Below are 12,290 nucleotides of genomic sequence, written 5' to 3'. Positions count from 1 at the left end.
ATGGCTGTTTTAAAAATAGGCGTTGTGGAGGATGAACTGGTGATTGCCCGGACGATTCTGAATACCCTCGACGAGCTGGGGTATTCGCACTGCGGCCCGGCCATCACCTACACCGAAGCCCTCGAAATGCTCGAACACGACAAGCCGGATCTGGTATTGCTCGACATCCAGTTGGCCGGTCGGAAAGACGGGATCGATGTGGCGCAGAAGCTCAATGAATCCGATCCGGTTCCGTTTATTTTTTTAACGGCCAACAGCGATGCCGAAACGATCGACCGGGCCAAAAAGGTAAAACCGCATGCGTATATCGTAAAACCGTTTACGAAGGAAGAACTGTTTGCGGCCATTGAAATCGCCTTCAGCAACTTTACCGGGAATCAGACGGATGTCAAGCCCGCGCCGGTAGCCACACACCCGGCCCGAAATTTCATGTTTGTGAAGGACGGTTATGTGTTCAGAAAGGTGTTTTTGAAGGAACTGCTTTATCTGGAGAGCGACGCCAATTACGTGACCCTGCATCTGGCTTCCCAAAAGAAAGTGATGGTTCGCTCCACCATCCACGATTTTATGGAACAGTTGGACCCCGCCTTGTTCATCCGCATCCACCGGCGTTACGCCGTAAATATCAACCACATCGAGGATATTTTCCCAACCGAAATTTCCCTGCAAGGGGTTAAGATTCCCATCGGCAAATCCCACCGGGAAGAGCTTTTCAAAGCGTTGGGACTGAAAAGTGATGATTGACCATTGACCATTGACCATTGACGGCTGACGATGGACCGGTGACTATTGCCAATGGGCGACGTCAAAAGTTAACAATCAATGGCCAATGGCCAACCGTCCATCGTCAATGGTCAAAATCCCCCCTTCCCCAAGTTCCCTTCGTTCATCCCACACAAGCTACATTCGTCCCTTTTAGTTGGTCATTTGCCCAAACGGTAACAGTTTTGGTTCCGTTATGGGATTGCTCGATCTGGACAAAATCATCATCAAACGGACTATTCTGGGGATTCGCTGCAGCCACTGTGGCGGCAATCTGGTGCTTTCTCCCCAACGATCCATCGCCGGGCGGTTTATCAGGCTGGTATCGCTGGGCACCATAACGCCCAAAAAATACGAATGCGAACAGTGCCAAAAACGATACCTGCTGCTCTAACCATTTTTCAAACCCTCCAAAAAACAAACACCATGAGTCTCAGATTAGGTGACATCGCTCCTGATTTCCAGGCGGAAACGACCCAGGGAACCCTGAATTTTCATGATTGGGTCGGCGACGGCTGGGCCATTCTCTTTTCCCACCCGAAAGATTTTACCCCGGTTTGCACCACCGAGTTGGGGTATATGGCCAAATTGGCTTCCGATTTTGAACAACGCAACTGCAAGGTCCTGGGTCTCAGCGTCGATCCGGTCGAGAACCACCTGAAATGGAAAGCCGACATCGAAGAAACGCAACATTATCCGGTCAACTACCCGATGATCGGCGACACCGACCTGGCCATCGCCAAGCTGTACGACATGCTGCCGGCCGATGAACCCGGAACGTCGGAGGGCCGGACGGCGGCCACCAACCACACCGTCCGGACGGTTTTTATCGTGGGGCCCGACAAGAAAATCAAACTGCACCTGACTTACCCGATGACCACCGGGCGCAACTTCCACGAAATCCTGCGCGTGCTGGATTCCATGCAACTGACGGCAGCTCATAAGGTGGCGACGCCGGTCAACTGGCAGAATGGCGACGATGTGATCATTGTGCCGGCCGTTTCGGATGCGGAAGCCAAAGAAAAATACCCGAATGGCTGGAAAACCATCAAACCGTACCTGCGCATCGTGGCTCAACCGGGCAAAAACTGAGGGTCATATCAAGGCGATTTCCAATCAAACCGTCCACTAAAAACCGTACCATGAAATTACGCGTACTGGTACTCGGAGCAGGCTTTGGTGGCCTGGAACTCAGCACCATTCTTTCGGAAACCCTCGGTAATGAGCTGGATCTGACGTTGATCGATCAACACGATTCCTTTTTCTTCGGTTTTTCCAAACTGGATGTAATGTTTGGGCGAAAACCGGCGGATGCGGTCAAGATTCCGTACCGTCACCTGGTCAAACCGGGCGTTCGGTTCCGGCAGGAAACCATCACGGCAATTGATCCGGTTGCCAAAAAGGTTACGACCCAGAAGGCCACCTACGATGCGGATGTGCTGGTGGTTGCCCTGGGTGCCAATTACGACCTGGCGGCCACGCCGGGACTGGCGGAAGGTGGCCATGAATATTACTCGTTTGCCGGGGCCGAAACGTTACGGAACGTCATTCCACAGTTTACCCGTGGTCACGCCATAGTCGGCGTATGTGGGGCACCGTTCAAGTGTCCGCCCGCTCCGAGCGAAGCGGCTTTGATGCTGCATGATTACCTGCTCAAACGCGGGCTGCGGGACGCTTGCACCATCAGCATCGTTATGCCTTTTGGCTCACCCATTCCACCGTCGCCCGATACGTCGAAAGCCTTGCTCCGGGCGTTTGAAGAACGGCACATCCAGTTCATTCCCCAGCGGAAAGTCCGTTCGCTCGACGCATCGCGAAAAGTCGCTATGCTGGACGATGGCACAGAAATGCCGTACAATTTATTCCTCGGTATTCCCAAACACGTAGCACCGGATGTCGTTCTGGAAAGCGGTCTGGCCGAAAACGGGTGGATCCCGGTCACGAAGACGGATCTGCTCACCCGGTTTCCCGGCGTATACGCCATCGGCGATGTCACCAGCGTTGGAACCCCCAAAGCCGGGGTTTTTGCGGAAGGGGCGGCCAAAATTGCGGCTGCTTCCATCATCGCATCGTTTCGTGGGAAGGATAACGCGTCCGCCTATACGGGTGCGGGCTCCTGTTACATCGAATTTGGCGAAGGCCGGGTGGGCCGGGTGGATGTCGATTTTTTCTCGGGGCCCAAGCCCCACGGTATTCACCACGAACCCTCCGAAATGCTGGTCGTTGACAAGGACCATTTCGGCTCCAGCCGAAAAGCCCGCTGGTTCGGAATCCCTTCCGTTGAAAATTGAATCTTTGTTTACCCCTAGACACCCAGAAAATGCCAACCTATCTCGTTGAAATCCCGCACTCGGAGACGGTGTCGGAATGTAAAAAAGTGATTAACGTTTTCCTGACCTCCGGCTCGCACATCATCTCCCACGCGCATTGGGGCTGTAAAGACGGCGTTCATAAAATGTGGTTTATCTACGATTTTGAGAACAAAGAAAGCGCACTTCGCGCCATTCCGCCGTTGATGAGAACCCAGGCACAGGTCATCGAACTGGTTAAATTCCGGGTAGAAGACGTCATGCTGTATACTGCTGAATGACGATTGGCGAACGACGATTGACGGATGACGATTGACCGCCGACCATTGGCAATCGTCGATGGTCATTCGTCAATCGTCGTCCACCAATGAAATAGAAAATTCTATGAGAGAATCACTACTGAACCCTACAATGAATAATGCCGGGTGTAGAACTGCCACCCGGCGGTTTTGGCTGCTACTTCCGCTGTTTGCTTGGGTAACCAGCAGCGCGTTTGCGCAGACCACCTGGACGGGTGATGTGGATAGCGCCTGGGACAAACCGGGCAACTGGTCGGCGGGGGTACCGGATGCCACCGACGACGTCATCATTCCCGACGTTACGAATGACCCCATTGTTGCCGGTGGAACGGCGGCCGTGGCCCAATCGGTGCTCATCCAGGCCGGGGGCTTGCTGACCATCAACGCGACCGGAAGCCTGACCATCAACGGGTTCGCCACCTACAGCACCCCGTCTGAATTCACGGCGGGTTTAAATAATCTCGGCACCATCGACAACAGCGGCAACCTGACCCTGGGTTCGGTCGCCAGCGTCGGAAAATACGGGATGATCAACCAGGGAAGTTTTACCAACAAAGTCGGTGGAGAAATCCACCTGGATCGCTCGACAGATACCGGAATTTTTCAGGCCAGCGGCACCTTTACGAACGAAGCAAACATTGCTATCGGCGTGCTGGCCGATATTGGGCTGCACGGCATCTGGAACAATGCCACCTTCAACAACACCGCAGGAACCATCCGCATCGATCGGGCGACGTTTCGGGGGCTGGTGAACTATGCCGAAGCTGCGAAATCGATCGATGCTACCTTTACCAATTCCGCCACCATCACCATCACCAATGCCACGACCGTTTCGGCCGGAACCTCGACGACGGCCGGCAGCGCGGGCATTGAAACCCGGGGCACCTTCAACAACAACGCGGGGGGCGCCATCACCATCGATCGCACCAGCGGAACGGGGCTTTACCACGCGGACGGCACCTTTACCAATGCCGCAGCCATCACCATCGGGGCTACAGAACCAGCGGGAAATTATGGCTTGTCGAGTTGGGGAACGTTCAACCACACGGGCGGCCAGATCCGGATCGACCGCGTCGGCGAAATCGGGCTTCTCAACGCGTCGGGGTCGTTCACCAATTCGGCGTCAATCACCATCGGCGCGAACGCCGGTGTCGGAGCTACGGGAGTGGAAAACCAGGCGACTTTTATCAACAATGCGGGGGCCGACCTCCACATCGATCGTTCCTCCTACGTCGGACTTCATCATGCCGCCAGCACCTTTACCAATTCCGGAACCGTCACCATCGGTGCCTCGGAGATTGTGGGAACGTATGGCCTGATCAGCCGGGCGGCTTTTATCAATCAGGGAAGCGGCCACATCAGCATTGATCGGTACGGCACCACTGCGCTGTTTCACACGGCCAACACCTTCACCAATGCGGCCAACATCACCATGGGGGCGCAGGCCAGCGTCGGGCTTCAGGGAATCAGGAACGATGCGACGTTCAATAACACAACCGGCGGGAGCATCCACATCGATCGCACCTCCGAATGGGCGGTGATGAACAATGGGGACGTCGCCCAGTCGATCCATGCGACCTTCACCAATTCGGCTGCCATCACCATTGGCGCAAACACCAACGTGGGGGCTTATGGCGTTTGGAACAAGGCTACTTTCAACAACAATGCGGGTGGTCATATCCGGATTGACCGCTCGACCGACACCGGCATTTATCACGCCAGCGGCACCTTCACCAATGCGGCCGACCTCACCATCGGGGCGAATGCCACGGTGGGGTATCACGGTATCTGGAACAGCGCGACCTTCAACAACACCGGTGGAACCACCCAAATCGATCGGTCCTCGCTGCGGGCGCTGGTGAACCATGCCGACGAACTTGAGTCGATCAGTGGAAGCTTTACCAATTCGGCGACCATCAACATCGGGTCTATCGCTACAGTGGGACGCTCGGGGATTGAAAACCGGGGGACTTTTAACAACAATTCGGGCGGAGCGATTGCTGTTGATCGTTCCGATAACTACGGGATTAATCTCATCGCCGGCACGATTACCAATGCAGCCGCCATCACCATCGGTGGCATTGCCGGTGTGGGATATGTGGGCATTCGCGTTCAGGAAGCCGGTATTTTCAAGAATAACGCCGGGGGAAACATCCACATCGACCGTTCCACTACTGCCGGAGTGTACATTGCCGAAGGAAGTTTTACCAATTCGGCGACTCTCACCATCGGCGGATCAGGAACTATCGGGCAGTACGGGATTTATAATTACGGCGTATTTTCGAATGCAGGCGGCCATATCCGGGTTGACCGCTCGACCAAAAATGGAGTTTACAACGCTTCGAACATCGGCCATTCGGGGTCGTTCACCAATTCGGCCATCCTTACCATCGGTGGCGTAGCGGGTGTCGGCGAGTACGGGATTTACAACGTTGGTCCCCTCAACAATTCCGGAGGATCAATCAGCATCGATCGCTTCACTGAAGCCGGTATTCTCAATACGAAAATTTCGAATGATCAGGGTAAAGGTACGGTTACCAATGAGGCCGCCATCACCATCGGAGCATCTGAATCTGAAATGACAGGAAAGTATGGTATTGTAAATGAGAATTCCTTTACAAATACCGGAACGGGCGGCCATGTCCGGATTGACCGTTCCAGCGAAATTGGCCTTTACAACCGTTTGGGAACGTTCACCAATGCAGCCGCCATCACCCTCGGCGGGGTAGCCGGTGTGGGTTCGACAGGGCTGGAGAACCAGGCCACTTTTTCCAACAACGCGGGAGGAAACCTCAAAATCGATCGCTCCTCATACGTCGGGCTTCACAACATCACCCTGACGGCCCCCGCTTCCTTTACCAATGCCGGAACCCTCACCATCGGAACCCAGAACGTTGTGATGCAGTATGGCATCATCAACCGGGCGGGTTTTGCCAACCAAGCGGGGGGACAAATCAACATCGACCATTTTTTTCTGGGCGGTTTGGATATCGAAAAAGAGGACTTCGCGAATGCAGGAACCGTTACCATTGGCGCATTAACACCAGCGGACAACAAACTACTGGCGCATTTCAATGAAGCATTTGGCAGCACCTTCACCAATAAAACCGGTGGCGTTTTCAAAGGAACCGGTTCCATCGATGGGGCGAATTTTCTCCACGCGGGCGGCACGCTGTCGCCGGGGTATTCGCCCGGCTGGATCAGTTTCAACGGAAGCCGGGATTTTGGCAACAGCACCCTGGAAATCGATGTGAAAGGAACCGGCAAGGCGGGTGTCGACTACGACCAGATTTCCGTGAACTACACCGCCACCATCAGCGGTACGTTAACCGTGTCGATTGGCTATACCCCGACCAATGGTGATGAAGTGACCCTCTTAAAGGCACCATGGGGGCTCAATGGAACGTTCAGTTCCGTCACCGTTCCGTCAGGCTGGACAGTCGTCTATACCGCCAACGATGTCAAACTGGTTTATCAGGGAGCCGCTGCCGTTCCCAGCCTGACGGATTTTACGGCCAGTTCAGCCACCGTTTGTGCAGGGAGTCCGGTCACCTTCACCGCCACCGTCGGGAATGTATCGGGCAGTTATGCCTACACGCTCACCAACGGCAGCGCGCCAGTGACGGGCACCAGCAGCAGCAATCCGTTCAGCCAGACGCTGGTAGCCAGTGGCTCGGGTACCCAAAGTTTCACCCTGACGATCATTGCGAATGAACAGTCAGCCTCGGCCATGAGTGGACTGCTCGTTGCTGCGATCCCGTCCCTTCCCAACCTCACTAGCACCACCGTCACGCAGGGGGTTCCGGCGGTCAATTTAACGGCCAGCAATTGTTCGGGGACGCTCAACTGGACCGGGCCGGGCGGTTCCTCGGGAACCGGAGCCATCACCGTGGTCACCAGCACGCCCGGAGCCTTTGTCTATCAGGCCGTTTGTACTGACAAGGCCTGTATCAGCGATCCCGCCAGCGTAACCGTGGTGGTCAACGCGCCAACCGTCACCGGTTCGTTCGATGGGTTCATCTACGGAGCCGATTGCGCCACGTTCCGGGGTTGGGCCTGGGATCGCAACAAACCCAATACCGCCGTTTCCATCGATATTCTCGACGGCACCAACGTGATTGCCACCCTGATGGCCGACCAGTTTCGGCAGGACTTGTTAAATGCCGGGAAGGGGAACGGAAAACACGCCTTTATCTGGCCAATTCCCGAAAATCTCAAGGACGGTTTGCCCCACAATCTCTCGGCGCAGGTGACGGGCAACAGCTTTGTGCTGAAAGATTCGCCGAAAGCCCTGATCTGCCAGGGCAACGCCGGGCCGGGGGGCAACCGGTCTCCGCAGCCGCCCACGCCAACGGTTTTGATTACGCCCGTGGTGGCTCAGGTCGGTGTTCCTTTCTCGGGAACGCTGGTAGCCTTCACCGATCCGGATGGTGACGCGCTGACGTATGCTCTGAGCGGACTGCCGGAAGGCTTGTCGATCGACCCCACCACGAGGGTCATCAGCGGGATGCCCTCCGAAGCGGGCACCTTTGTGCTGGCTTACTCGGCCACGGATGGCCACCTGACCAACTCGGTGAGTTTCCCGTTGACGGTTCAGCCAGCGTCGACCACGACGGTGACGGGCAGCTTCGAAGGCTATCTGGACAAGCTGGATTGCGGAGGCATCCGGGGCTGGGTCTGGGACCGCAACAAACCCAACACCCCGCTGACGGTCGAGTTTTACCTCGAACCCAGTCCGGGCACCATCACGGTGTTGGGCAGCACGTTAGCCAATATTTCCCGCCAGGATCTGAAGGACGCGGGCAAAGGCAACGGCGCACATGCCTATCAGTTTACGCCACCGGGCAGTGTTACCAACGGGATGCTGGTGCTGGCGCGGGTGTTGGGGTCGAACTTTGTACTGAAAGGTTCACCCAAAGCGTTCCAGTGTGCCCCGGCCCGCTTGTCGGCCGAACAGAAACCGGAACTTCAGGTCACGGTTCTGGGCAACCCGGTTATTGGAGATCAGGTGGCGGTAGAAATCCAGGGTGCCGGGGGCCAGGCGGTTGACCTGCAATTGACGGATGTGAATGGTCGGCTGGTGAGCCACCGCCGGATTGATCAGGCGAAAGCCGTTGAGCGCCAGTCGCTATCCGTTGGACAACAACCGGCGGGCCTGCTGTTTCTTCGGGTACAACAGGGCGGAAGCCAGGTTACGCTGAAAATACAGAAACGGTAGCATTGCTTTTTAAGGATCAATCCCCCAAGCTGGAAGGACAAATTCTGGTTTGGGGGATTTTGGGTTTCAAGGGGATTCGATTTGTGTAAAATCATCCTATTGGATCATCTGCTTGTCGATAATTCGGTATCTTCGGTTTTGACCGGTTCTCTTCCTATCCCATGCAGAAAAATATCGTTTATGGCAGCATTACGGCGGGTGGTAATGTCCATATTGGCGACAAGATTTACGTCATCGAGCGGGACTTCCCGCACAGCATTCTGTTCCTCCGTATCGAAAAAGGAGCTTCGGGCTACGAAGCCATGTTATCGGTAAAATCCGAAGATGACTTAACAATCCATCTGTTTCGGGAAACACTGAACGTAGTCATCTCCGAAAGCTTATTTGGACGAGTTGACGAATTTCAGAACTACAGACGTGGGGGAGATGGAAACCGCTACCGAAGTGCTTTTGACACGCATTCGCCCGAAAATTGGGAAACGGTGCTGGCGGATGAACTTTACAATACCTTTTTCTCGGGCGATATCGGCACCGTTTGCTGCGACTTCCTTTCGCTATTGCAATCGCACAAAATCAGCGATTTGCTGTTGGTTATTTCGACAGAAGACGAACAGATCCAGAACCTGCCATGGGAGATGGTTTTGCCAAAACTAACGCCTGGCGGTGTCAATGAACTGCCGCGAGATAACTTTGGACTGATTCGCAGCCGGGAGAAAATCTTGCAGCAATTTAACCGGCAAGGACCAACGGCTGAAGCCGCCCCGCTTAAACTGTTGTTTATTCCGGCCTTGCCCGAAAACCTGCCCGGAAAGAGCCAGTTGCTGGAAATCGAGGAAGAGCAGCGGAAAATCATCGAAGCCGTGCGCTCCCTGGAAGCTACCGGTGATCAGCAACCGAAACTGGTCATGGAAATTCTGGATTGTGCCAATCTGGAAGAAATTAAGGAAGCTTTAGCCGCACGAAGCCATGATATTGTCCACATCAGCGGACACGGTTCGTACGTGGATGCGGTGAAAGAGGGAGTTTTGTATCTGGAAGATGAGGATGGCAACGAACGCCAAACGACGGGCCGCGAATTGGGGAAGGCCTTGAACGGTTTTTCGTCGATCAAATTGCTGGTGTTGAGTGCCTGCGAAACCGCCGTGGGCGGGTCGGAAGGCAGCACTGCCGAACAAATGGCCGCCGTGGGTTTGCCCGCCATTTTGGCCATGCGGTTTTCGGTGACCGACATCGGAGCCCGGCTATTTACCGAAATCCTCTACAAAAAGCTGGCCTACGGCGACACGCTGACGAAAGCGATGCATGATGCCCGGCTGGCGTTGTGGGAGCATGTCCAGGAAAGACGGAAGAATGCGCCAACGGTTTTTACCCCGGCGGAATGGTTTACGCCCGTGCTGTATCAGAATCAGGCGATTGGAGTGCTGGTGAAAAAAGGACAATACTATACGGAAACTCTGAACCGGTTTTATCCCAAACCGGCTTTCATTCGGGGAAGCCACACGCGGTTGATTGGTGAGGGATTTATTGGGCGAAAGCGGTTATTAATCCAGTTACGGCAATCGTTTAAACAAGGTAAAGCCGTTTGTCTGCATGGTTTGGGCGGTTTGGGAAAAACCACCACCGCCGAAGCGTTTGCCGAACACTACCGCCGAAAAAACGGACACGATATATTAATTTTTCGTGGAAAGGGAGAAATTCAGGAATCTGTAATCCTAGAATGGCTTTTTGAAAAATGGAAAGAATCAAAGCAACCGGGTGATTTTTTATCAAATCAATTTAAAAAACAACTGGATGATCCAAAGAAAGATTCTGGACAGAAATTACAATCATTGATTGATAACTACCTGCAAGGACATCCAACTATTTTAATTTTTGACAACTTTGAAGATATTCAAACTGATGAAAAGGATTTACAGCAGCAAACAATTGTTTCGGAAAGCCTTCGAATATTTTTTTATTTATTATTGAAAAAAGCTCCCTCGTCCTGTCATATTCTATTTACAACTCGGTATCGAATACTCGGATTTGATACCGAGTTGATTTACATACCAATTGACAAAATGAGTTATGCCGAAGAATATCGATATCTAAACTCTTCCGAAACTCTCCGCCAACTCTCTGAAAAAGAACGAGATATTGTTCATCTAAGAATTGACGGACATCCCCGTGGTTTACAAATTCTCGAAGGCTTAGTAAATAAAGATCAGAATTTTGATTTGGCAAATTTTGATATTCAGGTCAGGAAAGTAGAAACAGACATTTTCCAAAATTTGCTTCTGGATCGGATTTTAAATCAATTGACAGAAGTTGAACAGGCGGTATTTAGCGTGATTTCAGTATTTTTTAGTAGGTCATCTGTGGTGGCTTTAGGTGCAGTAATGAAGAAAGATGTTGTTGAATTGCTGCCGGTTTTGGCTTCATTGCGCGACTGGTCTCTTTGTTTTTGGGACGAAAATGAACGGCAATTTGAAGTGCACGCATTGACACGTGTGTGGCTAAAAGGGCAAGAGCAGATGACACAAGAACATTTTTACGAATTATCTGAAGGAATAGGTGATTTCTTTCAAAAACAACCAACTTCGGAAGATAAACTATTGGCAAAGGACTATTTCGCACATGCTACAGCTTGGGATAAGTATGCGAATACGGTATTTGATCTAGTATATGATCTTCGATTGGCGGGGTTGTACCCTGTTGCTAAAGATTTATTGAATGAAATATTAAAGAAGAGAATCAATCCAAGCATTAAAGCTCATGCTTGGAACATATTAGGAATAATTGATAATAATATTGGCGATTATAATCAGAGCCTTGAATCATTGCAATTGGGATTACAACTAAATAGCCAAAATGAGGACAAAAATGGCATTGGATCTTCATTAAATAATATTGGACAGCATTATCTTGAACAAGGAGAAAATGGAAAAGCTTTAGAATACATGGAAAGAAGCTTGGTGATCAGACAAGAAACAAATAATAAGTATGGTGAAGGGGTAACATTGAATAATATCGGCCAAGCCTATTTACGAATGGAGCAATGTGTTATAGCATTGAAGTATTTTAAAAATAGCCTGTTCATCCGACGACAAATTGGGGATAGAGTTGGCGAAGGTAATACGCTAAATAACATTGGATTTTGTTTAGAAAAAGCGGGTAAATACAATCGTGCGTTAAAGTATTTGGAGGATAGTCGTCAAATCCGGAGTGATGTTGGAGATAAAATTGGAGAAGGTGACTCCTTGAAAAATATTGGGCAAGTTTATTTTTCTTTAAAACTGTATGAGTTGGCAATAGATTATTCAAATCGAAGTTTAGAAATTTATGGAAAAATTGGAGCAAAAACGAGGGAGATCTCTGCACTTGATGATATAGGGAGATCGTACTTTGCCTTGGGAAATTATGAGGTGCCAATTAAATGTTTAAACAGTATTCGGACAATTCAGCGTGAAATTAGGGACAAAGGTGGAGAAGGAAATACTTTATTTAGGTTGGGTGAGTTTTATTTTCATAACTTCCAGAATTTAAGAGTTGCGACCACTTTTTTTTATATGGCTTATCAGATTTTAAGTGAGATAAGCTCTTCCTATACTAACCAACCTGAAAATTGGCTCACTAAAATTAAAAACATGGTCGGAGAAGAAGAATACGATAAATTCATTCAGTTAATTCAAAAAAAGCTAGATGAATATGCACAAAAGTAAT

The 12,290-nt window shown here is 51.6% G+C and carries 7 protein-coding genes; all 7 read left to right on the top strand.

Going from position 1 to position 12,290, the window contains the following annotated elements; translation table 11 throughout:
* The 7 genes from ACO064_RS00190 (at nt 1) to ACO064_RS00160 (ending at nt 12,289) form a co-directional block, all read left to right on the top strand.
* Nucleotides 1–744, top strand: coding sequence for a LytR/AlgR family response regulator transcription factor (locus ACO064_RS00190; RefSeq protein ID WP_421825410.1), 744 nt, complete (start codon nt 1–3; stop codon nt 742–744).
* A 214-nt stretch (nt 745–958) separates the two neighbouring features.
* The gene (locus tag ACO064_RS00185; protein ID WP_421825409.1) at nt 959–1,156 is read left to right on the top strand and encodes a hypothetical protein; all 198 of its coding nucleotides are present in this window, start codon (nt 959–961) and stop codon (nt 1,154–1,156) included.
* 32 nt (nt 1,157–1,188) lie between these two features.
* Nucleotides 1,189–1,854, top strand: a complete 666-nt coding sequence (locus ACO064_RS00180; protein WP_421825408.1) for a peroxiredoxin — start codon at nt 1,189–1,191, stop codon at nt 1,852–1,854.
* A gap of 50 nt (nt 1,855–1,904) precedes the next feature.
* Nucleotides 1,905–3,053 carry an NAD(P)/FAD-dependent oxidoreductase gene (locus tag ACO064_RS00175; RefSeq protein ID WP_421825407.1) on the top strand — a complete coding sequence of 383 codons (1,149 nt, stop codon included), beginning with the start codon at nt 1,905–1,907 and terminating at the stop codon, nt 3,051–3,053.
* A 29-nt stretch (nt 3,054–3,082) separates the two neighbouring features.
* Nucleotides 3,083–3,352: a hypothetical protein gene (locus ACO064_RS00170; RefSeq protein ID WP_421825406.1), complete on the top strand. Its 270-nt coding sequence runs from the start codon at nt 3,083–3,085 to the stop codon at nt 3,350–3,352.
* Nucleotides 3,353–3,455: 103 nt separating this feature from the next.
* The gene (locus ACO064_RS00165) at nt 3,456–8,588 is read left to right on the top strand and encodes a putative Ig domain-containing protein (protein WP_421825404.1); all 5,133 of its coding nucleotides are present in this window, start codon (nt 3,456–3,458) and stop codon (nt 8,586–8,588) included.
* A 161-nt stretch (nt 8,589–8,749) separates the two neighbouring features.
* Nucleotides 8,750–12,289 (top strand): tetratricopeptide repeat protein, encoded by a 3,540-nt coding sequence (locus ACO064_RS00160; protein ID WP_421825403.1) that lies wholly within the window; start codon nt 8,750–8,752, stop codon nt 12,287–12,289.
* Nucleotide 12,290 lies beyond the last annotated feature (1 nt).

Origin of the sequence: Larkinella sp., assembly GCF_965227735.1 — a bacterium.
Classification (GTDB): domain Bacteria; phylum Bacteroidota; class Bacteroidia; order Cytophagales; family Spirosomataceae; genus Larkinella.
The sequence above is the reverse complement of the archived record's forward strand: the minus strand, read 5'-3'. Positions and strand labels throughout refer to the sequence as shown.